This is a genomic window from Pseudomonas akapageensis (assembly GCF_011355085.1).
Classification (GTDB): Bacteria; Pseudomonadota; Gammaproteobacteria; order Pseudomonadales; family Pseudomonadaceae; genus Aquipseudomonas; species Aquipseudomonas akapageensis.
Genome location: NZ_VXCP01000001.1, coordinates 167,777 through 191,399, shown reverse-complemented (window position 1 = coordinate 191,399; position 23,623 = coordinate 167,777). Strand labels below are relative to the sequence as shown.

The 23,623-nt window shown below is 60.7% G+C and carries 18 protein-coding genes; 4 read left to right on the top strand and 14 right to left on the bottom strand.

Features of this window, described 5'->3' with window-relative positions; translation table 11 throughout:
* Nucleotides 1–124: 124 nt before the first annotated feature.
* The 6 genes from F2S13_RS00790 to F2S13_RS00765 are packed head-to-tail and all read right to left on the bottom strand — an operon-like array spanning nucleotide 125 to nucleotide 4,403.
* The gene (locus F2S13_RS00790; protein ID WP_166358458.1) at nucleotides 125–1,804 is read right to left on the bottom strand and encodes an acyl-CoA synthetase family protein; all 1,680 of its coding nucleotides are present in this window, start codon (nucleotides 1,802–1,804) and stop codon (nucleotides 125–127) included.
* 8 nt (nucleotides 1,805–1,812) lie between these two features.
* The gene (locus tag F2S13_RS00785; RefSeq protein ID WP_166358020.1) at nucleotides 1,813–2,358 is read right to left on the bottom strand and encodes a COG4648 family protein; all 546 of its coding nucleotides are present in this window, start codon (nucleotides 2,356–2,358) and stop codon (nucleotides 1,813–1,815) included.
* The gene (locus F2S13_RS00780) at nucleotides 2,355–2,609 is read right to left on the bottom strand and encodes an acyl carrier protein (protein ID WP_166358018.1); all 255 of its coding nucleotides are present in this window, start codon (nucleotides 2,607–2,609) and stop codon (nucleotides 2,355–2,357) included. The genes F2S13_RS00785 and F2S13_RS00780 overlap by 4 nt, the downstream gene beginning before the upstream one ends.
* A gap of 9 nt (nucleotides 2,610–2,618) precedes the next feature.
* On the bottom strand, nucleotides 2,619–2,891 hold the full coding sequence (locus tag F2S13_RS00775) for a phosphopantetheine-binding protein (protein ID WP_166358016.1): 273 nt from the start codon (nucleotides 2,889–2,891) through the stop codon (nucleotides 2,619–2,621).
* Nucleotides 2,866–3,678 (bottom strand): lysophospholipid acyltransferase family protein, encoded by an 813-nt coding sequence (locus tag F2S13_RS00770; protein WP_166358014.1) that lies wholly within the window; start codon nucleotides 3,676–3,678, stop codon nucleotides 2,866–2,868. Before F2S13_RS00770 ends, F2S13_RS00775 begins: the two co-directional genes overlap by 26 nt.
* Nucleotides 3,654–4,403, bottom strand: a complete 750-nt coding sequence (locus tag F2S13_RS00765; RefSeq protein WP_166358012.1) for a beta-ketoacyl synthase chain length factor — start codon at nucleotides 4,401–4,403, stop codon at nucleotides 3,654–3,656. Before F2S13_RS00765 ends, F2S13_RS00770 begins: the two co-directional genes overlap by 25 nt.
* Before the next feature lie 274 nt (nucleotides 4,404–4,677).
* Between F2S13_RS00765 and F2S13_RS00760 the strand changes: the two genes are divergently transcribed.
* Entirely contained in the window at nucleotides 4,678–5,451 is a 774-nt protein-coding gene (locus F2S13_RS00760) for a ParA family protein (RefSeq protein ID WP_166358010.1), read from the top strand.
* A 6-nt stretch (nucleotides 5,452–5,457) separates the two neighbouring features.
* Here F2S13_RS00760 and trxC read toward each other — a convergent pair whose 3' ends face one another.
* Entirely contained in the window at nucleotides 5,458–5,892 is a 435-nt protein-coding gene (gene trxC, locus F2S13_RS00755) for a thioredoxin TrxC (RefSeq protein ID WP_166358008.1), read from the bottom strand.
* A 178-nt stretch (nucleotides 5,893–6,070) separates the two neighbouring features.
* Here trxC and F2S13_RS00750 point away from each other — a divergent pair, with 178 nt between their 5' ends.
* On the top strand, nucleotides 6,071–7,264 hold the full coding sequence (locus F2S13_RS00750; RefSeq protein WP_166358006.1) for an ADP-ribosyltransferase: 1,194 nt from the start codon (nucleotides 6,071–6,073) through the stop codon (nucleotides 7,262–7,264).
* Between the two features lie 11 nt (nucleotides 7,265–7,275).
* Nucleotides 7,276–7,650 (top strand): DUF6508 domain-containing protein, encoded by a 375-nt coding sequence (locus F2S13_RS29295; protein WP_166358004.1) that lies wholly within the window; start codon nucleotides 7,276–7,278, stop codon nucleotides 7,648–7,650.
* An 88-nt stretch (nucleotides 7,651–7,738) separates the two neighbouring features.
* Here the strand turns inward: F2S13_RS29295 and F2S13_RS00740 are convergent, their stop codons facing one another.
* The 7 genes from F2S13_RS00740 to putA form a co-directional block, all read right to left on the bottom strand.
* A complete protein-coding gene (locus tag F2S13_RS00740; protein ID WP_166358002.1) occupies nucleotides 7,739–7,945 on the bottom strand; it encodes a hypothetical protein in 207 nt (68 codons plus the stop codon).
* Nucleotides 7,946–8,099: 154 nt separating this feature from the next.
* Complete coding sequence (gene selO / locus F2S13_RS00735) at nucleotides 8,100–9,563, bottom strand: protein adenylyltransferase SelO (RefSeq protein WP_166358000.1); 1,464 nt, start codon at nucleotides 9,561–9,563, stop codon at nucleotides 8,100–8,102.
* A gap of 121 nt (nucleotides 9,564–9,684) precedes the next feature.
* Complete coding sequence (locus F2S13_RS00730; protein ID WP_166357998.1) at nucleotides 9,685–9,987, bottom strand: DUF6124 family protein; 303 nt, start codon at nucleotides 9,985–9,987, stop codon at nucleotides 9,685–9,687.
* Between the two features lie 274 nt (nucleotides 9,988–10,261).
* Nucleotides 10,262–13,624: a mechanosensitive channel MscK gene (gene mscK / locus F2S13_RS00725; RefSeq protein WP_166357996.1), complete on the bottom strand. Its 3,363-nt coding sequence runs from the start codon at nucleotides 13,622–13,624 to the stop codon at nucleotides 10,262–10,264.
* A gap of 35 nt (nucleotides 13,625–13,659) precedes the next feature.
* Entirely contained in the window at nucleotides 13,660–15,402 is a 1,743-nt protein-coding gene (locus tag F2S13_RS00720; protein WP_166357994.1) for a potassium/proton antiporter, read from the bottom strand.
* Nucleotides 15,403–15,643: 241 nt separating this feature from the next.
* Complete coding sequence (locus F2S13_RS00715; protein WP_166357992.1) at nucleotides 15,644–17,446, bottom strand: acyl-CoA dehydrogenase; 1,803 nt, start codon at nucleotides 17,444–17,446, stop codon at nucleotides 15,644–15,646.
* 241 nt (nucleotides 17,447–17,687) lie between these two features.
* Nucleotides 17,688–21,641 carry a trifunctional transcriptional regulator/proline dehydrogenase/L-glutamate gamma-semialdehyde dehydrogenase gene (gene putA / locus F2S13_RS00710; protein WP_166357990.1) on the bottom strand — a complete coding sequence of 1,318 codons (3,954 nt, stop codon included), beginning with the start codon at nucleotides 21,639–21,641 and terminating at the stop codon, nucleotides 17,688–17,690.
* Between the two features lie 435 nt (nucleotides 21,642–22,076).
* On the opposite strand from putA, the gene putP reads away from it, so the two are divergent.
* Nucleotides 22,077–23,561: a sodium/proline symporter PutP gene (gene putP, locus F2S13_RS00705; protein ID WP_166357989.1), complete on the top strand. Its 1,485-nt coding sequence runs from the start codon at nucleotides 22,077–22,079 to the stop codon at nucleotides 23,559–23,561.
* Nucleotides 23,562–23,623: the final 62 nt, after the last annotated feature.

Genomic DNA, 23,623 nt, shown 5'->3' with positions numbered 1-23,623 from the left:
TTTCCAGAAAGGGTAGAAATTGAACCATTGCAGAGGGGCTCCTTTGATGGCCGTGCCGGTCTTATCGCGGGCAAGTCTAGTCGTCGCACCGCCGCGATCGACCGCGAAGCGGTCGCCTGCGATCTCAATCACCCACCACCCCCAACAAAATCCGCCCACTGGAACACGCCACACCCTCAAGACGGTAAGCGAAATAAAGCTTCCCCCGTCCAGCATCCCAACGCAGCCCCAACTCGACCACATCTCCCGGCCGAATCAACTGCTGGAACTTCAACACTTCCATCCCGGCAAACCGGCCAGGAAGGCCCAGTCGCTGCCGAGCCAGGTCCAGCGCCCAGTCCACTTGCACAACACCGGGCAATACCGGCGCCTGAGGAAAGTGACCGCTGAAATAAGCCAGATCCGGTGGCACAGCCAGTTGCAGGCGAACTTCACCGTCGACATCGGCCTGCCCAAGGACTTCCGGCGACTGCGGCCGTCCGGCCAGCAACACGGCTTCGATATCCGCCTGGGGCAGCTTGCCCTGGGCATTGAACGGCAGTTGCCGCAGCAATCGCCAGCGTCTTGGCAACGCCAGGGCCTCGCAATGCGCGCTCAGGTGCTGGCGCAGGGTTTCGGTCAGGGCGCGCCGCCCCTGACTACGCAAGACTTGCAAGCCTTGCTCGCTGAGGACCAGCAGCGCGCCAAGACTGGCGCGGCTTTCCTGCACCACGCCCAGGCGTGCTTCTTCGACCCAGGCATGTTCAGCCAGGGCTTGCTCAAGCAGCGGCAGTGAAATGCGTTTTTCTTCCAGCTTGACGATCCGGTCCAACCTGCCGAGTAGCCGAAAACGCCCATCGGCGGCGAATTCGGCGGCATCGGCAGTCTGCTCGATATGGCCGGCCGGCAGGTAGGGCGATTCGATGCGCAAGGCGCCTTCGTTGTTCTGGCTCAGGTGCACGTCGGCAAAGGGTTGCCAAAGAACATCGTCCTGGCGCCAGGCGATGCCGCCGGTTTCCGAACTGCCGAGGATCTCGGTGGGCCGCTGCAGCAAGCGGGTTTGCAGGCTGTCGGCAGCCTCGGGTGGCAAGGCGCCGCCCGAGGAAAACACTCGGCGTACCTGGCTCAGTGCCGGCCAATCGAGGTTGTCGCCCATGCGTTTGAGCAGCGCAGGGCTTGCGACCCAGGCAAATTCCTTGTGTTCACGGCTGGCCTGCTGCAGGTCCTCAGGGAAGGGCAACTGCTGACGTACGAAACCGCGCCCGGCGCACAATGGCCACAACACGCGGAACAACAGGCCGTAGATATGTTGTGCCGACACGCTGCCGATCATGCAGGCAGCCCCCAGATCGGCGCCCCACAGCTGCTCCAGCGCCATGACCTCATTGGCAAGCTGGCGCAGGCACTTTTCGATGCGCTTGGGTTCGCCACTCGAGCCGGAAGTGCACAGGCTCAGCCGACACTGGTCCAGATCCAGCGCTGCCGCGGGCAAGGGGGCGAGGGCCAGCGTGGCCAGACTGCAATCGCCCGGCTGGTCGCTCAGCCAGAGATCGACGTCAGCGGACCAGCGTTGACGGGTCTGGGTCTGCAGGTCGGCCGGCAGCAGCACGCTGATCCCGGCGCGCCAGGCGCCGAACAGGGCAATGGCAAGCTCGCCGGCGTCTTCCAGGTGCACCGCCAGGCGCTGCACGCCTCGGGCTTGCAAACCAGCCGCCACACGCAGGGCCTGATCGCAGAACTGCGCATGGTCGAGCGACGGGGCAAAGGTCACTTCGCGGGCGGGGTGCGGCTTGAGCAGCAGATGCTCAAGGCCTGTCCATTCCAGATGCGGATTCATGAGCGCGCGCGTACCCGTTGACGGACCAGCCATTCACCCGCAAACAGGGTACCCATCAAGCCATAGGCGATCAGCCCGTTGTAAAGCGTCCACCAGCTCAGTGGTGCCCACAGCGTCAGCGCCGCAGCGATCAGGCCATTGCCCAGAAAGAACAGGCACCACACCTTCGTCACCTGGCGGGTATAGGGAACAGCTGCAGGTGGCAATTGCGGCTCCGTGAGTCGTGCAAGGCGTTCGACAACCGGTGGGCCCTGGATCAGGCTCAGGCCGAAAAAGCCGAGCAGGCAGGCATTGATCAGTACCGGATACCAGCGCAGCAACTGCGCGTTGTCGAATGCTGCCAGCAGTACGCAGAATGCAATGGCAACACCCGCCACCCACAGGTTTCCCGGCCGCCGCTCGCCCATTATCGCGCGTGCCAGCCAAAGTCCGCCGAGGACCAGGCCAAATTGCCAGGGAGCAAAATGCGCGATGCCATAATGTACCGCAAAGGGGTACAGCAGGCCGGCCAACAGCAGGCCGAGACCAAAAAGACGCTTCATGCCGCCGGGCTGGCCAGGCGGTAGACGGCTTCGACCACATCATTGACCGTACGTACAGCCTTGAAGTCTTCGGCGGTGATTTTCTTGCCGGTCTTGCGCTTGATGTGATCGAGCAGGTCCACGGCGTCGATGCTGTCGATTTCCAGGTCCTGATACAGGTTGGAATCGAGGCTCACGCGCTCGGGCTCAAGTTCGAACAGTTCTACCAGGGCATCACGCAGGGTATTGAAAATGTCATCACGGGTTTGCATGGGGCTGTCTCACGCGGCCTGTTTAGCAGTGACGAAAGCGGCGAGGCTGGTCACGTTGGAAAAATGGGTACGGGTGTCCTTGGCGTCAGCGTCTATCTTGATGCCGTAGCGCTTCTGGATGGCCAGGCCGAGCTCGAGCGCGTCCACCGAATCCAGGCCCAGGCCTTCGCCGAACAGCGTCTGGTCGTTGCCGATATCCTCCGGCGTGATGTCTTCGAGGCCCAGGGCATCGATGATCAGCCGCTTGATTTCAAGGTTAAGGTCCGGGTGCTGATCGCTCATCAATGGCGAGCTCCTTTAAAAAATAGTCATGCAGATAGTCATTGAGCTTGCGCGAAGCCTTGGGCGCCGGGCCAAGCGCTGCGAAAGTATGGGGGTCGATATCGGCACCTACCTGGAGGCTGAAGTGCACACGGCGTTGCGGGATGCGATACCAGGGCTCTGCTTTGGTCAGCGTGGTCGGGCTGACCTTGATGGTAACAGGCGTGATGATTTTCGCACCTCGCAAGGCAATTGCGGCAGCGCCGCGATGAAAGGCGGGCGCGCAGCCCGGCTGGGTGCGCGTGCCTTCGGGGAAGATGATCAGCGTTTGCCCGCTTTGCAGCGCCTGGGCTGCCGCGTCGAGCATGCCCATGCTGCCGTCATTGCTGATGTACTCGGCCTCATGCAAGGGGCCACGAGTGAAAGGGTTTACCCAGAGGCTTTGCTTGACCACGCAGTTGGCATCGCGCACCAGCCCGATCAGAAATACGACGTCTATCAGCGAGGGGTGGTTGGCGATGATCATCTGGCCCGGGCGACCGAGTTTTTCCGCGCCCCGGACCTCGTAGGTGAGCACACCGGTGCGGTACATGATGCGAATGAACAGCCAGAACAGCCGGCTCACGATATGCCTCGCCCTTTGGCGGTGAACCCGTGCGTCGCCCGGCAAGCAGCTCAGCAGCGGGAAAACCAGCAGGCGCAGGCACAGGCCGCCCACCCCGAACAGGGCAAAGCTCAGGGCCGTGGCCAGGAGCCGCCAATAGTAGGCGTCACGACCTTTCATCAGTGTATGCGTTGCCAGGTCCATACACGGTTTTTCCAGGCATGGTGGCAGTGGGGTTGTCGGGTCAGCAGGCAGCGCAGCAGATCCACGGCATGGGGCCAGTGGCATGGCTCGGCCTCGGCTTTCGTCTGGCCCGGTGACAATTGCCAATCGTCTCCCGGCGTCAACAGCAGGCCGACAGCATAGGGAAAGGGCACATCGTCGATCCAGTCGGCATACGCCGGGGCAGGCTGTTCTTCGCAGACGATCAACAGCACCGCCGGCGCACCCTCTGCGAGCAGTGCAGCGGCCTCGAGCATGCCTTGTTCCAGGCCATCGCCGGCGGCGGCCAATGCGGTCATTTCAGCGGTGGAGCCTCGCAGGATCGACCACAGGCCGATGACCGAGTTATGCACCGACAGGCTGAATTGCGTCGGTGACAAGGGTTGTCCGGCCGCCAACTCACTGAGGATGTCGAAGGTGCGTGGAGTTTCGCCATGGCGGCAGACAAAAACCAGTGGTAACGAGTCGTGGCCTTCGGCAAGCGGCCAGCCGACGCTGAACGCCATCCGGGCCAGGCGGCCCAGCCGACGACGTTGCATGGCGGGCAGGAACGACACATCAGGGGCGGCATCGTCATCGGTGAGCGGCCGCGGCTCCCGGCTCCAGCGCAGCCAGTCGTCAGCCGACACAAGCCCGGGTGCCCAGGCGCGCCATTGTGCGATGTTGAATCTGATCACGACTGAATTCCTGCCCTTGAGGACTTGCATGCTCTGGGAGTCGAATCGGGGCGATGACTCGCAATGGCGTGGCGTAATGGCAGCATGGTGTGCATTATCGCGGTGCACCTTGTGCGGAGCAAATGGTTAAATCTGCCAATAAGACAGCCAATTTCATCGGCTGTTGTCTCCGTGCGCACTTTTTTATTGTGGGAAGCTGCATTCTCCATACATCCGATCGCTGCGGCGCATCGCATCAATGGTGCTGGTCATGTCAGCCCCGGGCCCACTACACTCGGGCATTCACTGAAGCACGGAGGTCTGCATGCGGCGCGTGGTATTCAATCAGAAAGGTGGCGTGGGCAAGTCGAGCATTGCCTGTAACCTGGCGGCGGTCAGCGCCAGCGAAGGCTATCGCACGCTGTTGATCGATCTGGACGCTCAGGCCAACTCGACCCAGTACCTGACAGGGCTGACGGGCGACGATATCCCCATGGGCATCGCCGATTTCTTCAAGCAAACACTCTCGTCCGGGCCTTTTGCGAAAAAGAACAAGGTCGACATCTACGAGACGCCTTTCGACAACCTGCATGTGGTCACTGCCACTGCTGAGCTGGCCGACCTGCAACCCAAGCTCGAGGCCAAGCACAAGATCAACAAGCTGCGCAAACTGCTCGATGATCTGGCCGAGGACTATGATCGAATCTATCTGGATACACCGCCAGCTCTGAATTTTTACGCTGTTTCGGCGTTGATCGCGGCCGATCGTGTGCTGATACCCTTCGATTGCGACAGCTTTTCGCGCCAGGCGCTATATGGGCTACTGGCCGAAATCGAAGAGTTGAAAGAGGACCACAATGAAGACCTGCAGGTCGAAGGCATTGTGGTGAACCAGTTCCAGGCGCGTGCCAGCCTGCCACAGCAGATGCTCGACGAACTGATTGCCGAAGGGATGCCGGTGCTGCCGGTGTACCTCAACAGCTCGGTGAAGATGCGTGAATCGCACCAGGCCAGCATGCCGTTGATCCATCTCGACGCCCGGCACAAGTTGACCCAGCAGTTCGTCGAGTTGCACGGCCTGCTGGAAGGCAACCGCTAAGCCCCATCAAACCCCTTGGCTGCGTAACCATTCAAGCAACTGCGGCAGGGGGAAAGCACCGCTCTGGCGAGAAACCTCCCGGCCGTTCTTGAACAGAATCAGGCTGGGAATCGAGCGAATCCCCAATTGCCCGGCCAACTGTTGATTGGCCTCGCTGTCCAGCTTCGCCAAGCGGCAGCGTCCCTTCAATTGGCGGGCGGCCTGTTCGAAAATCGGTGCGAAGGATTTGCACGGGCCGCACCAGTCGGCCCAGACATCGATCAATAACGGCAGGTCTCCCTTGATCTGGCTGGCGTAATCACCCTGCTTCAATTCGAACGGCTGATCGAGCAACACCGGGCTTTTGCAACGACCGCACTTGGGCTGATCGCCCAGGCGTTCGGCAGGTATGCGGTTGAGCCCGTTGCATTGAGGGCAGGGGATGACGAGTCGATCGCTCATAGGGGGCTCCAGATCAGGGGGCGAATAACGCTTATCTGGAGTCCGCGTGGGCAGTTATCAAGGGCTCGGATCGGGTGCTGGCCATTGGCTGCCTGACATTTTTGTGAGTACTCAGCCGGTTTCTCTGTGTGTAAGTTTCAAATGCGCTTTGCAATTGAAATGTCACGGAGGACAGTGCATGGCTTATATAGATAGTTTGGATGTGGATCATATTGAGTCAGATGATAGAAAAATCAATTTAATTAGCGGGGATATATTTGAGGTCCTCGCGAGTGAGTCGGTGGACTATCTGTTGATATCTACCCGAGCGGGCAACTATGACCCCGTCCAGGGGGGGCTGGTTAAAGCATTGGCTGCCAGGGGTGTTTCTGTCGAGGAATTGGAGCGTTATCCGGCGCTGGATTTTCGCCCGATGTTGCCGTGCTGGGTCTCACAACCGGTTGCCGGCTCGCAAAGCCTCGGTTTTAACAGGCTCGCTGTATTTGAGCCGAACGCGCCAGACATCAATGCACCGGTACAGGCATGGAAAGCCTTTCAAGCCTTGCGCTTGTTCAACGGCGCGGCCTCGACGGCAAGCGCAGCTCTACCGGTATTGAGCAGTGCTGACGGAGAGGCGAATTTCCGAGTGATGCTCAGAATGCTGTTTTTCTCGGCGGCCAGTTTGTGTGCGCGTGCTCCCTGGAGTGCTATCAACATTGTTGTCGATGATGACCGACGGGAAGAGGCGGCGACTGAATTCGCCATATTGAAACACCGTTATGCCAACCCGCCTTTTTCGTATCTGCGCGTCGAAAGCAGGCTCGTATCGTTCAACAAAGCATTTCCACCGCTTGCCCCGCGGTGTCCGGTTACACCACATGCCTGCGCATTGACCAAACGCCAGCGCATGGCGCTCAATGTATACACCGACTATGCGCACAACTTCGTGAACGGTCCGCTGCGACGCGGAGATGTTGCCTCGCCCGACTATGCCGAAGCCCATGCCCTTATCGAGGCAATCGGCACGGCACTATCGCAGCTGAGAAACTACACGAACCCAATACCCGTCAATCGTTACCTCAATGCCTTCGAGGGTATAGAAGACTTGTATCAAGAAGGGAAAGTCGCTCGGGAACTGGCTTTTACCAGCACTTCGAGTAATCCCGATTTTAGTTGGCGCACGGATTGCAAATTGCAAATAAAGAGTGGAATTGGCAAGGGTGTTTCTGCTTTTTCCAGTTATCCCGAAGAGGCGGAAGTTCTGTTCGATAGCGATATGCTGCATTTGGTGACACGGATAGAGGACATCATCGAAAACAATCACCCCGTGCGGCTGTGTCATTCTGATGAAACGTTGGCCAATACTGCCAACATTACTTTCTCCCATCTTTGAGGGCCGTCATTGTGGAAAAATTACCACCGCTGTCCGATCAGGCCCTGGGTTATGTGCTGCAGTTCGCTCCCTCGGCAGCCCTCTTGAAACAATTGGGTGAAGACAGTCCTCAATGGGAGGAAGCGATGATGGTGTTTCAGCGAGTGCTGTACGCCACCCGATTCATGGCACCCTTCGATTGGATGAAAGCGTTTTCAGGCAGCAAGCGTGCAGAGATGGAAGATGCGTCACTGCTCGACACCGCAGACATCGAACAGGTGCGCAGGCTGCTCATTGCACACGTGCGAGCGGACCGATTTTGCCCAGGGCATCTGAGCTCCATCATCCGGGATGGCTATCTGGATCGTGCGCTCGATCGTCTCAGGGTGTTGAGCGTGGCCCCTTGAGGCGAGGCGAATAAACTGACTATCGCAATTTATACTGCAGATGTGTGTCCCCATGAGTTGCGAATGAACTGCTCAATAGGACGCGTTTTCAATTGACAGATTTTTGAATGCAACGATCGTCTTCGTCATCCTCTACTGGTTGTATCTGGTTGAACGTCATGGCTGTGATGCTGCATGCGCCGGGGTACATGTCCCGTGCTTTTTCTATTGCACGGCTTTCATTGTCCGCTATTGCGAGGATTTTTCTGCTCTTGTCTGTACCCATGAAACTAACTTGTATGTGATAGGTGGGCATTTTTCTTCTCCGGCAAACATGCTGGGTTTATCGATACGTTAAGTATTTTCAAATACCACCGGAGCAATAGTTTGCCGAATTAGTGCCTCTGTCTACTATCAGATCAGATAGGTTTTTAGTGTGCCAGCAACTACGTCATGGCCGCAGAGCGGCTTCACGACGAACAACTGATTTCCAGATGCTTGCCCCACTCCGGAGGTCGCTCGGCGTAGGCCTCCATGCCCGATTGCGTTTCGAAGGGCTTCGTCAGCACGGCGTGCAACCGGCGCACTTCTTCATAATCGCCTTTTTCCGCTGCGTCGATGGCCTTTTGTGCCAGGTAATTGCGCAGCACATACAGCGGGTTCACCGCGTGCATACGCGCGGTGCGCTGCGGGTCGTCTGCCGTGCCTTCGCGCTGGAGGCGCGCCAGGTAGTCAGTTGCCCAGGCATCGAAGCCGTTCAGGTCGATGAAGTCATCACGCAGGCGCTTGAGTGCCGATTCAGCGGGTTCATCGCCCAAGCGGCGGAAGAACAGGCTGTAATCCACGCCGCTGTTCTGCATCAGTTGCAGCAAGCGCTCGACGAGCTTGATGTCGTCGTCTTCGGCAGTGGTCAGGCCGAGGCGGCGGCGCATCAGGTCCAGGTAGTGGGCCTGGTACAGGGGCAGGAACATGCCGAGGACTTCGCGCAGGGCTTCGACGCTGATGAAGGGTGTCAGCGCCTGGGCCAGGGCGGCGAGGTTCCAGTGGGCGATGGGCACCTGGTTGCTGAAGGAATAGCGACCCTGGTCGTCAGAGTGGTTGCAGATGAAGTTGGCGTCGAAGTCGTCGAGGAAGGCGAAGGGGCCGAAGTCGAAGGTGATGCCCAGGATCGACATGTTGTCGGTGTTCATCACGCCATGGCAGAAGCCGTAGGCCTGCCACAGGGCGATCAGTTCGGCATTGCGCTCGACGATTTCGCGGTACATCGCAAGGTAGGGCTCGGGTTGTTCCTGGCATTGCGGGAAATGCGTGGCCAGCACGTGCTCGGCGAGGATCTGCTGCTGTTCCGGCTGCTTGGTGTAATAGAAGTACTCGAAGTGACCGAAGCGCACGTGGCTCTGGGCCAGGCGCAGGAGCATGGCGCCGCGTTCCTGTTTTTCACGCCAGACGGGCGTGTCCGAACCGATCACGCACAAGGCCCGGCTGCTGGGGATACCCAGTGCCTGCAGGGCTTCGGAGGCGAGGAATTCGCGGATCGAGGAGCGCAGCACGGCGCGGCCATCGCCCATGCGCGAATAGGGCGTTTGCCCGGCGCCCTTGAGGTGCAGGTCCCAGTACTCGCCGGCGTCGTTGCAGACCTCACCCAGCAGCAGTCCGCGGCCATCACCCAGGCGCGGGTTGTAGGAGCCGAACTGGTGCCCGGAATACACCATCGCCCGCGGTTCGGCCTCGGCCCAGAGTTTGTGGCCGCTGAACAGTTCGGCGAACACCTCGGACTGCGCTTCGCCCGGGTCGAGATCGAGCAACTGCATCGCCGCCTCGCTGGCCACTACCAGTCGCGGGTTGAGGATGGGCTCTGGCAGGACCGAGGTGGAGAATGCATCGCCCAAGCGGGCGTAGCGGTTGTCGAAGGTGAGTTCATCCAGGTGTTTCAAGGGCTATCTCCGGGCAGGGATAGGGGCATTGTGGCGGTTGGATGGGGGAAATGGAAATGGGGGGCAGGGTTTGATGTTGTTCCTCGTTCCCACGCGGGAGCGTGGGAACGAGGGTGATCCCTCAGCGCCCGGCGCTGTCCTCAATGCCATCAAGCAAGGCATCGATCAGGGCTTTGGCCGATTCTGCCGAATGGAGGAGGGTCCAGACGAGGCTGCGGGTTTCCTGATCGACTTTTTCGCTGAGGCGATGCGCCGCGTCGCAGGTGCATTGCAGGTACAGCGAGGCATGCACCAGCGCATCCTCGGCATTGATGCCGGCGCGTACCGAGAACAAGGGCGCGTGGCCTGCATCGCAGGTGCCGAAGGCGGTAGTAGCGGTTTGGGATATGGATCCGAGGGGTGGATCGGGGACTAGTTTTTTCATGGGCATAACTCGCATCAGAGTGATGCTGCTTCCATTCGTTTCCACACGAATGGGGTGGCAGCCGTACGCGGGGTGGAAAACCGGGGCGAGTTATCCCGGCAGACCCGAAGGTCTCCCGCGCACAGCCGCCATAAAGGCGTCTGTTTACTCGTTAACCCGGGTTTCCACACCCGATCGCTGAACCCTCAGCGACCGGCACAGCTTAGTGGCAGCACTTCCCGGGGAACAGAAGCGCAGATCGACAGACCGCGTAGGATACGGCCTAGGATCACTCTCAGTCGAGTTTCTGCATCGGCGGCTCGTTGGCCGGCTTGCCGCTGTTGGGCACCGGCTGCAGTGGCACCAGGGACTTGTCCAGGCTTTCGACCGGCACCATCTTGTACTCCTGGCCCTGCATGTTCTTGAGGTACACCTCCATCTGCCGGAAGGAGATGTTGATGTGGTTCTTCTTGAACTCGCGGTTGATGTAGCGGTTGATCTCGTCGACCGCCGGGTTGCGGTCGCCAAGATCACGCACATGCATGCGCAGTTCATGGTCCAGGGTGCTTTCGCCGAAGTTGAGGAAGTACACGATCGGCTCCGGCTCCTTGAGCACCCGTGGGTTCTCCTTGGCGGCCTTGAGCAGCAGGGTGCGCACCATGTCCAGGTCCGAGCCGTAGTCCACGCCCAGTTTCAGGGTGACGCGGGTGACGGTGTCGGTCAGCGACCAGTTGATCAGTTGCCCGGTAATGAACGTCTTGTTCGGGACGATGATGTCCTTGCGGTCGAAATCGGTGATGGTCGTGGCGCGGATGCGGATCTTGCTCACCGTGCCCGACAGGTTGCCGATGGTGATGGTGTCGCCGATCCGCACCGGGCGTTCGAACAGGATCATGATGCCGGAGATGAAGTTCGCGAAGATCTCCTGCATGCCGAAGCCCAGGCCTACCGAGAGCGCGGCGACCAGCCATTGCAACTTGTCCCAGCTCACGCCGAGGGTCGACAGGGTCGAGACGAAACCGATGCCGGCAATGGCATAGGACAGCAGCGTGGTGGTGGCGTAGGCGCTGCCCTGGGCCAGGTTCAGGCGCGATAGCACCAGTACTTCGAGCAGGCCGGGCAAGTTGCTCGCCAGCGCGAAGGTGATACCGATGATGACCAGTGCCGCGATCATGTCGCCCAGGCTGATCGGTACCATGCTCATGCTCGCGCCGGTACCGCTGGTGTACTCGTACAGGGTGACGTTGTCGAGGTAGGAGAACACGCTGATCAGGTCGGCCCAGACCCAGTACAGAGCAGCGATGAAGCCACCGAGCAGCGCCAGGCGGATCAGGCGCAGGGACTGCTGGTTGACCTGTTCGATGTCCAGGGTCGGTTCTTCGATGACGGTTTCCGGGTCGCCGGTTTCCTTCGCGGCCTGGCGTTTGCTCAGTGCGCGCTGGTAAGCCAGGCGGCGGGCCGCCACGGCCAGGCCGCGGACGAAGCCTGCCTCGATGATGATCCAGAACATCAGCAGGTACAGGGTGTCGATCAGACGGTCGCTGAGTTTCAGTGCGGTGTAGTAGTAACCGAAGCACACCGCGAGGAACAGGGCGACCGGCAGGATGGTGAAGGCCACGCCCACAGCCTTGCGAAACAGCGGGGCATTGCGATGCGTCGGGCTGCGCATCAACAGGCGGCTCAAGAGCCAGGTCATCAGGGCGTAGCAGGTCAGGACGACGCCTATACCCAGTACGTCATCAGCTAGCGCCGAGGGTTGGTGCTCGGCAATGGACACAACGCCGACCAGTGCCAGGACAACGGTGCCCAGGCGCCGGATCCAGCCACGCAGGAACTCGACCTGTGGCTTCTCCCAACGGAAGTGCAGTTCGGCCACGCCACCCGGCGCGAGGATCCGGTAAGCGGTATAGAACACCAGCCAGGCCTGGGAAATCTGCAACAGGGCGGCACCGAGGTTGGCGTTCTGACCACGGGCGTCGATTTGCAACGCCAGGCCACACAGGGCTAACGCCAGGGTGCCGGGCAACGCCAGCAGGATATTGATCAGGATCGCCTGGGGCGTGTGCCATTGGCTGTCGCGCTTGAAGTGGCCGACATCCTTGTGGACTTTGTTCAGGCGCGTGTACAGATCGCTGCGGTACCACACCAGGGCGCCAATGAGCAGCGCCAGCGGCAGGAACAGCAGTGGCCGTTGGGTCAGTCCGTCGGCCAGCTCTTTCAGGCTGGAGATCCAGGGGAGGGTCGTGACTTGCTGCTGCAGACGCTTGGGCACGGTTGTCAGCCATTCCAGGTCCAGCGGCTTGTTGCTGGGGATCCAGAACATCTGCTCGTCGAGGGTCGCACGCAGGCTCTGCGCTGTGCTCGACAGCTGCTTCTGGTTGAGTTGCAGAGTGATCGACTCATTGAGCAGGGCACTCAATTCGCGGTTCAGGCGTTCGAGCAGATCGCTTCGAGTGACGGCGATGTCCAGCAGGGTCTTGCGCAGTTGCGGTGTGACCTGCTCGGGCGGCTGGCTGGCCAGCAGTTTGTCGACATAAGCGGCAGGGTTGCCGAGCTGTTCGCGTTGCTGGTTGACCTCGAATTGGTAAAGGCGAGTGTCGGCGATCTGGTCGGCCAGGTTACGGTCAAGTTTGAGATGCGGCAGGGATTGCTTCTGTTGGTAGAGGATCTTGGAAAGCAGCAGGCTGCCCTTGAGCACGCTGATCTGTTCGTCCAGGGCCTGATCGCTCTGGGTCAGGTTGTCGAGCTGTTGCTTGGTCTGGAGGTTCTGCTGGGTCAGTTCGTTGAGGCGGTCGGTGCTGCGCAGCAGGTAGTCGGAGAGCTTGACGTTGGCCGCGCTCTCGGTGGCCAGCACGCTACTGCCGCCGGCCTTTTGCGCCTCGATCGACTGCTCGGTGACGGTCTGTTGCGACTGGGCCAGGCGCTTCTGGTTGATCAGCGTCTGCAGGTCCTGGATTTCCTGGTCCAGGCGAGCGCTGCGTTCGCCCAGCAGGTCTTTCTGGCTGTTGCCCAGGTCTTGCAGCACGCCGTTGCCGGCCAGTTCCTGGCGACGCAGGGTGGTCAGGGCATTGAGTGCGGCAAGCTCGGCATTGAGCTGGTTGCGCAGGTCAGGCGTCAGCACTTTGCCGCCGTCCTTGCCCAGCTTGATGGCATTGTTAATCTGCTGGATGCGGGTCTGGTTGCTGCTGATCTCGGCCTGGGCGCGCTCGGGGCGGGTCTGGGCGGTGATGCTCAGGGTGGTCGCGTCGTTCAGGGCCTTTTGCAGTTCGCTTTGCTGTGTTCCGCGTTCGGTGAGCAGCTGTTCGAGCTGGGGCACCTGCAGGTTGGCATAACGTTGCTCGGCGGGGATGACTTTGGTCAGCTTGAGCTTGGCCAGTTCACGCTGGTTTTCGCTGGTCTGGCGTGGTGCATCATTGAGTTGCTGCTTGACGGCGGCCAGGCGCTTGACGCTGTCGTCCCTGCTCGCCAGGAATGTCAGGGTCTGTTCCAGTACCTGCTGCAAGGCCTTTTGGTCGGCCTCCGGGAGTTTGCGTTCGGCGATCTTGTCCAGACTTTGCTGAACGGCGGCGGTGGTGGGTGGTTCGGCTGCCTGCACGGTGGTGACAGACAAACACAACCCCAGCAGGGCTGCTGTTAGAAAAGTGCGCAAATTGGACATAGGCAGAGGTAGAAAAACTCGCAAAAAATGGAAATTTAGAGGAACAGCCCGGGGCCGGGGCGACTTCCTTCGGGGAATTTGACGCCCACTTTGAGGATCTTGTTCCCTTCCATGACGGCGACGGTCCAAATTGTGTTGTTCCATTCGATCTGGTCGCCGACGATCGGTGCGCCACCAACCTTCTGGGTAATGAACCGGCTGAGGGGCATGTTCGCGTCCAGGCCGTCGAGTTTCAAACCGTACAACGCCGACACAGCCCCCAGTTCTGCGTCCCCTTCGAGGACGAAGTCGCCGAAGAAACGCAAATCGAGGCCACGCTGTGGCGCCTGGCTGAACAGCTTTCCGAGCGCCGGCAGATTGTGTTCGTGGCCGATCACACAGAGTAAATCATCCACTTCAAGTGTGGTACTTCCCGACGGATGGAGCAGTTGCTGGCCACGAAACAGGGCAGCGATGCGGGTCCCTTCAGGCATTTTCAGCTCGCGCAGGGCGGCACCGATGCACCATTTTTCAGCACCGAGGCGATAGACGAACAACTCCCATTCGCTGGTGACGTGCACCTCGAGTGCGGAACGGGAAATCGGTGCCGGGTCCGGTGGTACGGTGACCTTCAGCAGTTTGGCGACCCATGGCAGGCTGGTGCCCTGCACCAGCAGCGAAACCAGCACGATGAAGAACGCCAGGTTGAAGTACAGCTGCGCGTTGGGCAGCCCGGCCATGAGCGGGAACACCGCCAGAATGATCGGTACCGCGCCGCGTAGGCCGACCCAGGAGATGAAAGCTTTTTCGCGACCATGGAAGGCCTTGAACGGCAGCAGGCCGGCGACGACCGACAGGGGCCGGGCAATCAGAATCATCCACAGCGCCAGGCCCAGCGCCGGCAGGGCGATGGGCAGCAGGTCATGGGGCGTGACCAGCAGGCCCAGCACCAGGAACATGCCGATCTGTGCCAGCCAGGCCATGCCATCGAGCATGTGCAGGATGCCGTGACGGCTGCGCACTGGACGGTTGCCGATAACCAGACCGCACAGGTACACAGCCAGAAAACCGCTGCCATGCAGGGCGTTGGTCAGGGCGAACACCAGCAGGCCGCCGCTGATGACCAGGATGGGGTAAAGGCCGTTGGCCAGGTTGATGCGGTTGACCAGTTGCAGCATCAGCCAGCCACCACCCAGGCCGAGAATGCTGCCGATACCAAACTCGCGAATCAGGTGGGTCAGCAGGCCCCAGTGCAGGCCCGTCTCGTGGCTGGCGAGCATGTCGATCAGGGTAACGGTGAGGAACACCGCCATCGGGTCGTTACTGCCCGATTCGATCTCCAGGGTCGCGGTCACTCGTTCGTTCAGGCCCTTGCCACCGAGCAGGGAGAACACCGCCGCGGCGTCGGTCGAGCCGACGATGGCGCCGATCAACAATCCCTGGATCATGTTCAGGTTGAACAGCCAGGCCGCCATCATGCCGGTCAGGCCGGTAGTGATCAGTACGCCGAGAGTCGCCAGCGATAACGCCGGCCACAGTGCCACACGGAAACTCGCCACCCGCGTTCGCAGACCGCCGTCGAGCAGGATGACCGCCAACGCCAGGTTACCGACCAGATAGGCCGTGGGGTAATTGTCGAAAATGATACCGCCGCCATCGACGCCCGCAGCCATGCCCACCGCGAGGATGATGACCAGAATCGGGATGCCGAGCCGTGAGGACAACGAACTCACAAGAATGCTCGCACCCACCAGCAACGCGCCGATCAAGAACAGGCTGTTGATGGTTGTCGCATTCAATGGCAGTACTCCGGGAGGTTGGTCAGGCGGGCGCAGATTGCGAGGGAATATGCAGTCTGCGTGCCAAGGGATTCTAACCTGCGGAAATGTCCTGCTGTCAAAAAGCTTTGCAGCGCACCCTCGTTCCCACGCTCTGCGTGGGAATGCCTCCTGTGACGCTCTGCGTCGCGCTCGGGTACGGCGACGCTGGAGCGTCTGACCCTGCATTCCCACGCAGAGCGTGGGAACGAGAAGGGTGATGTTAGAACCAGTCTTCGTTCATGGCCAGGCAGGTGTCATCCCGCGTTTCCAGTAATGCCAGTTCATGATGACAACCTGGCACTTCCCATGTCAGGAAATAACGCGCCGCCTGAAGCTTGCCTTTATAGAAGCCCTCATCCGCTGGATTGCCTTTCGCCAGTCCCTCTTCTGCACGCACCGCCTGCTCCAGCCAGCGCCAACCAATCACGGTATGCCCGAACGCCTTGAGGTACAGCGCCGAGTTGGCCAGCGCTGTATTGACCTGGCCGTGGGCGAGATCGGACAGCAGCCCGAGCGTGACCCCTTGCAGGCGATCAAGCAACTGCTCCAACGGCTCGCGCAGCGCATCGAGGCCGGCATGCGCATGGGCACGCTTGCAGGTGTCGGCGATCAGCCGGATCAGTTGCTTGAGTCCGGCACCCCCGTTTTGCGCCAGCTTGCGGCCCAGCAGGTCGAGCGACTGGATGCCGTGCGTGCCTTCATGGATCGGGTTCAGGCGGTTATCGCGGTAGTACTGTTCTACCGGGTATTCACGGGTATAACCATGACCGCCGAGAATCTGGATCGCCAGTTCGTTGGCTTTGAGGCAGAACTCGGAAGGCCAGGATTTGACGATGGGAGTCAGCAGGTCGAGCAGTTCGTGAGCCTGCTTGCGCGCGTCTTCGGTATCGCCGGTCTGGGTTTCGTCGACCAGGCGGGCGGCATACAGACCGAGATCGAACGCGCCTTCCACGTAGGCTTTCTGGGTCAGCAGCATGCGCTTGACGTCGGCGTGCTGGATGATCGATACCGGCATGCTGGTCGGGTCCTTGCTGTCGGGCAGGCGCCCTTGCGGACGTTCGCGGGCGTACTCCAGTGAATACAGGTAGCCTGCGTAACCCAGCATGACCGCACCCATGCCGACGCCGATCCGCGCTTCGTTCATCATCTGGAACATATAGCTCAGGCCATGGTGAGGCTTGCCCACCAGATAGCCGATGCACTCGCCGTTATCGCCGAAATTCAGCGCAGTCGAGGTGGTGCCGCGCCAGCCCATCTTGTGGAACAGGCCCGCCAGCAAGACATCGTTGCGTTTACCCAGGCTGCCATCGTCGTTGACCAGGAACTTGGGCACGATAAACAGGGAAATGCCCTTCACGCCGGGTGGGGCGTCCGGCAGCTTGGCCAGGACCATGTGCACGATGTTTTCCGATAGCGGGTGGTCGCCACCGGAGATGAAGATCTTGTTGCCGCGCAGGCGATAAGTGCCATCGGCTGCGGGTTCGGCGCGGGTGCGGATATCCGACAGTGACGAGCCGGCATGGGGTTCGGTCAATGCCATGGTGCCGAAGAAGCGCCCATCGATCATCGGCTGCAGGAAGCGCTGCTTCTGCTCATCGCTGCCAAAGCTTTCGATCAGGTTGGCCGCGCCCATGGTCAGGAAGGGGTACGAAGTCGATGCCGCGTTGGCCGATTGGAAATGAGCGAAGCAGGCTTGCGCGAGCAGGGTTGGCAACTGCATGCCACCGTCCTCGAAGCTGCGTGCGGCATTGAGAAAGCCGGCCTCGAGAAAGGCATCGACTGCCGGTTTCACTTCCGGAATCAGAATGGCCTGGCCGTCCTCATAGCGCGGCTCGTTCTCATCGCCCTTGCGGTTGTGCGGGGCGAAGTATTTCTCAGCAATGGTCCGGGCCGTGCCAATGGCCGCATCGAAGGTCTCGCGAGTGTGCTCGGCGAAGCGTTCGCGCCGGGTCAGGCTTTCGGCGTCGAGGACTTCGTAGAGTTCGAAGGCAAGGTTGCGGGAGCTGAGCAGGGTCTCGGACATGGTGGCATACCTTTTTTGGAATGCGCCGAGTCTAGGCTTGCGGAGAAGTGGGTGCCTAGCACCATAGATGAGGGTGATGAAGGGGCAGAATCGAGGCTGTTCAGTGAAGTTGTGTTCAGCTTCATCGCTGGCAAGCCAGCTCCCACAGGGATCGCGGAGTGCATGAGATCCCTGTGGGAGCTGGCTTGCCAGCGATTGCAGCGACGCGGTCTCAATGAAAGACCGCGTCACCCACTAACCATCAACCAATAGTCATCAAGCTCGCATTACCACCGGCAGCCGCCGTGTTAACACTCAACGCCCGCTCGATCACCAGGCGCTCCAGCGCAATGTTGGTCTCGCCTTGCGACAGGCCCTGAACCCCAACGATGGCACCGGCGCGCTTGGCGACCTGCTGGCAGACATCGCGCAGCTGGTCGGAATGGCCGTGGTGCAGGACGGCGTCGAACACGACTTCGTCCTTGTTCCACTCGGCCACCAGCTGAATGCGCGCTTGCACTTCTTTCGGCAGGCGGGCGCGCAGGGTTTTGCTCAGCGCGTTGTCCGGCCAGACCGCAGAGCTGCCAACGGCCAGTACGGCAGCCAGTTGGGTGAGCAGGTCGGCTTCGGTGTCGGCCAGGCACAGTACATGCTCGCGCGGCAGGATGGCGTAGCTGTTGCGCTCGCCGGTCGGGCCGTCGAGCAGGCGGGTGATGCCACTCTGCGACTGCTGGGCGTACTGCGTGCACAGGGCGTTCAGGTCGGCCAGCTTGTTGCTGTCGGCCCAGGCCTGCAGTGCTTGCAGAGGTGCACTCATGGCGTCGCGCAGGCGAACGTCCGGGGCGGTGGCGCCATCGGTGCGTTCGAAGGAGCGCACGATGGCATCGGCCGGGCGAGTCGACAGCAAGCGGTACAGGTACAGCGGGCCACCGGCTTTCGGGCCGGTGCCCGACAGGCCTTCGCCGCCGAATGGCTGTACGCCGACCACGGCACCGACGATGTTGCGGTTGACGTAGACGTTACCGGCATTGACGCTGTCGATGACCTTGGAGATGGTCTCGTCGATACGGGTATGCACGCCCAGGGTCAGGCCATAGCCCGACGCGTTGATTTGCTCGATCAGCTGGTCCAGCTCCTTGCGCTTGTAGCGCACCACGTGCAGGACCGGGCCGAAGATTTCGCGTTGCAGTTCGTCGAAGCTTTCCAGTTCGATCAGGGTCGGCATGACGAAGGTGCCGCGCTGGCATTCTTCGGTGTTGGCAATCGCCACCTGATAGACCGAGCGACCTTTCTCGCGCATACCCTGGATATGCTTCTCGATGCCGGCCTTGGCTTCGGCGTCGATGACCGGGCCGATGTCTACCGACAGGCGCTCGGGGTTGCCCAGGCGGCTTTCGGCCATGGCGCCCTTGAGCATTTCGATGACGCGGTCGGCCGAGTCTTCCTGCAGGCACAGGACGCGCAGGGCAGAACAACGCTGACCGGCACTGTCGAAGGCCGAGGAAACCACATCGATGACCACTTGTTCGGTCAATGCCGACGAGTCGACGATCATCGCGTTCTGGCCACCGGTTTCGGCGATCAGCGGGATCGGGCGGCCCTGGGAGTCAAGGCGACCAGCGATGTTGCGTTGCAGCAGGCGAGCCACTTCGGTGGAGCCGGTGAACATCACGCCCTTGACGCGATCGTCGCCGACCAGACGAGCACCGACGGTTTCGCCGCGGCCCGGCAGCAGTTGCAACACGCCTTGCGGGATGCCGGCTTCGAGCAGCAGGCGCACGGCTTGCGCGGCGACCAGCGGAGTTTGCTCGGCGGGTTTGGCCAGGACCGGGTTGCCGGCAGCCAGGGCAGCGGCAACCTGACCGCTGAAGATGGCCAGCGGGAAGTTCCAGGGGCTGATGCAGACCACCGGGCCCAGTGGGCGGTGCGCGTCGTTGCTGAAATCGTTGCGGGCCTGCACAGCGTAGTAGCGCAGGAAGTCCACTGCTTCACGAACTTCGGCGATGGCGTTAGCAAAGGTCTTGCCGGCTTCGCGGGCCAGCAGGCCCATCAGCGGCTGGATCTCGGCTTCCATGAGGTCGGCAGCGCGTTCGAGGATCGCGGCGCGTTCTGCCGGCGGCGTGGCCTGCCAGATCGGAGCGGCTTTCAGGGCGCACTGGATAGCATTGTCGACGTCTTCGACATTGGCTTCCTGCACATGACCGACGACGTCACGCAGGTCAGCCGGGTTCAACACGGGCTGGGCCGTGCCGTTGCTGGTCGGGCAGCCGAGTACCGGTGCGGCGCTCCAGTTGTTGTGGGCACTGCTGAGCAAGGCGCAGGACAGCGAGGCCAGGCGATGTTCGTTGGCCATGTCGATGCCGCTGGAGTTGGCGCGCTCGGAACCATAGAGGTCACGCGGCAGCGGAATGCGCGGGTGCGGCAGGCCGAAACCGCCTTCCTGAGTGGCCATGCGCTCGATGCTGCTGACCGGGTCCGCCACCAGTTCCTGGATAGAAATCGACTGGTCGGCGATGCGGTTGACGAACGAGGTGTTCGCGCCGTTTTCCAGCAGGCGACGCACCAGGTAAGCCAGCAGGGTTTCGTGGGTGCCGACCGGCGCGTAGACGCGGCACGGACGGTTCAGCTTGCCATCGGCAACCTTGCCGACCACTTGTTCGTACAGCGGCTCGCCCATGCCGTGCAGGCACTGGAACTCGTACTGGCCCGGGTAATAGTTCTGACCGGCGATATGGTAGATGGCCGACAGAGTGTGGGCGTTGTGGGTGGCGAACTGCGGATAGATGACTTCCGGCACCGACAACAGTTTGCGTGCGCAGGCAATGTAGGAAACGTCGGTGTACACCTTGCGGGTGTAGACCGGGTAGCCTTCCAGGCCTTCGACCTGGGCGCGCTTGATTTCGCTGTCCCAGTAGGCGCCTTTTACCAGACGGATCATCAGGCGATGACGGCTGCGGCGAGCCAGGTCGATGACGTAGTCGATCACGTACGGGCAGCGCTTCTGATAAGCCTGGATGACGAAGCCGATGCCGTTCCAGCCGGTCAGCTGAGGCTCGAAGCACAGGCGCTCGAGCAGGTCCAGCGACAGCTCGAGGCGGTCGGCTTCTTCGGCGTCGATGTTCAGGCCGATGTCGTATTTCTTGGCCAGCAGGGTCAGCGACAGCAGACGCGGGTACAACTCGTCCATGACGCGCTCGTACTGGGCACGGCTGTAGCGTGGGTGCAGGGCCGACAGCTTGATCGAAATGCCCGGGCCTTCGTAAATGCCGCGGCCGTGGGAAGCCTTGCCGATCGAGTGAATGGCTTGCTCGTAGGAGGCCAGGTACTTCTGAGCATCGTGTTCGGTCAGCGCCGCTTCACCGAGCATGTCGTAGGAGTAGCGGAAACCCTTGGCTTCGAACTTGCTGGCGTTGGCCAGGGCTTCGGCGATGGTTTCGCCGGTAACGAACTGCTCGCCCATCAGGCGCATGGCCATGTCGACGCCCTTGCGGATCATCGGCTCGCCGCTTTTGCCGATGATGCGGCTGAGCGAGGAGGTCAGGCCGGATTCGTTGTGGGTCGAGACCAGCTTGCCGGTCAGCAGCAGGCCCCAGGTGGCGGCGTTGACGAACAGCGACGGGCTGTTGCCCAGGTGCGGCTGCCAGTTACCGGTGCTGATCTTGTCGCGGATCAGGGCGTCGCGGGTGCCTTTGTCGGGGATGCGCAGCAGCGCTTCTGCCAGGCACATCAGGGCTACGCCTTCCTGGGACGACAGGGAGAATTCCTGCAGCAATCCCTGAACGATGCCGGCACGGCCGCCAGCGCTCTTCTGGTTGCGCAGCTTCTCGGCAATCGAGGCCGCCAGCTTGTTGGTGGCTTCGGCCATGGCGACAGGCAGACGCGCCTGTTCGAGCAGCATGGGAACCACTTCCTGCTCGGGACGGCGGTAGGCGGCGGTAATGGCCGAACGCAGGACCGATTGCGGCAGGATGCTTTCGGCGAACTCGAGGAAGCACTGGTGGCTGTGATCAGCCTGGACTTCGCCGGCTTCTTCGGCGTCTTTGCCAACCAGACCGTTGAGCTCGGTCAGGGTTGCACCACCCTCGAGTTTTTCCAGGTAATTGAAGATTGCCTGTTTGATCAACCAGTGCGGAGTGCGGTCGATGGACTGCGCTGCCGACTTCAGTCGCTCACGGGTTGGGTCGTCAAGTTTGACCCCAAGGGTGGTCGTCGCCATTTTTTATCCTCATTATCGCCACCTTAATGTGGCTTAAGCTGCTGCCAAGATTATCCTTGCAACAGTTTAGGTGCAACCTAGTGCAACCCAGTTTTTGTAGGAAAAATGTGCTGCTCGTCCGGTGCTTGGAAACGTGACGACAGTTTCGGCTGTTTTCGATGGTTTCAGTTCTGAGTACAGCCGTTTTTACTTCGAAAGGGAGCAAAAACCCGTTTTTACGGAAAAATCTCAACAAGGTGCAACTTGAGGGGAGAAATTGGTTGCACCTCCTTTGCGTTGTTGCATAGCATTCGCGGCCTAGGTGCAACCTTGTACCAAAATCATGCGCGGGCTCTTTCAAAGAGCCGTCCCAGATAGGCGTTCAAGGAACGAGCGGCTGCTGTCGGTGCGGATTACCGCGGACACCATAAAAACAAATGCCAGGGCGCAACTTCTATGAGTGCAAGTAACCCAACCCTGATCACATTCGTGATCTACATCGCGGCAATGGTGCTGATCGGCTTCATGGCCTATCGCTCCACCAACAACCTTTCCGATTACATACTGGGCGGTCGTAGCCTGGGTAGCGTCGTGACCGCATTGTCGGCAGGTGCCTCGGACATGAGCGGCTGGCTGTTGATGGGCCTTCCAGGTGCCATCTATATGTCGGGCCTGTCGGAAAGCTGGATTGCCATTGGCCTGATCGTCGGTGCCTACCTGAACTGGCTGTTCGTTGCCGGTCGCCTGCGCATCCAGACCGAACACAACGGCGATGCCCTGACCCTGCCGGACTACTTCTCCAGTCGTTTCGACGACAAGAGCGGCCTGCTGCGGATCATCTCGGCCATCGTGATCCTGGTGTTCTTCACCATCTACTGTGCCTCCGGCATCGTTGCCGGTGCTCGTCTGTTCGAAAGCACTTTCGGCATGTCCTATGAAACGGCTCTGTGGGCCGGTGCTGCCGCGACCATCGCCTACACCTTCGTCGGTGGTTTCCTGGCGGTGAGCTGGACCGATACCGTGCAGGCTACGCTGATGATCTTCGCGCTGATCCTGACCCCGATCGTGGTCATGCTGGCCACCGGTGGCATCGATACCACCTTCCTGGCCATCGAAGCGCAAGATGCTGGCAACTTCGACATGCTCAAGGGCACTACCTTCATCGGCATCATCTCGCTGATGGGCTGGGGTCTGGGCTATTTCGGTCAACCGCACATCCTGGCGCGCTTCATGGCGGCTGACTCGGTCAAGTCGATCGCCAAGGCTCGTCGCATCTCCATGACCTGGATGATCCTGTGCCTGGCCGGCACCGTGGCTGTTGGTTTCTTCGGTATTGCCTATTTCTCTGCGCATGCCGATGTTGCCGGCCCCGTGACCGAGAACCACGAGCGCGTGTTCATCGAACTGGCCAAGATCCTGTTCAACCCATGGATCGCCGGTGTGCTGCTGTCGGCCATTCTGGCTGCTGTAATGAGTACCCTGAGCTGCCAGCTGCTGGTGTGCTCGAGCGCCCTGACCGAAGACTTCTACAAGACGTTCCTGCGCAAGAGCGCTTCCCAGGTTGAGCTGGTATGGGTCGGCCGTGCGATGGTGCTGTTGGTCGCGCTGGTTGCCATCCTCCTGGCATCCAACCCGGAAAACCGCGTACTGGGTCTGGTGAGTTACGCCTGGGCTGGTTTCGGTGCGGCCTTCGGCCCTGTGGTTCTGATCTCGGTACTGTGGAAGGGCATGACGCGCAACGGCGCCCTGGCCGGTATCCTGGTCGGTGCGATCACCGTTATCGTCTGGAAGCAGCTGGCCCTGTTCGGCCTGTATGAAATCATTCCTGGTTTCATCTTCGCCAGCCTGGCCATCCTGTTGGTCTCGAAAATGAGCTCGCCATCGGCCTCGATGGTTGCCCGTTTCGAAGCGGCAGACGCTGCCTTCAAGCAAGCGCACTGATACCAGTCGTCAGTTAGTGCTTATGCCGGCCCGGCCTCCTTTGGGAGTCGGGCCGGTGTCGT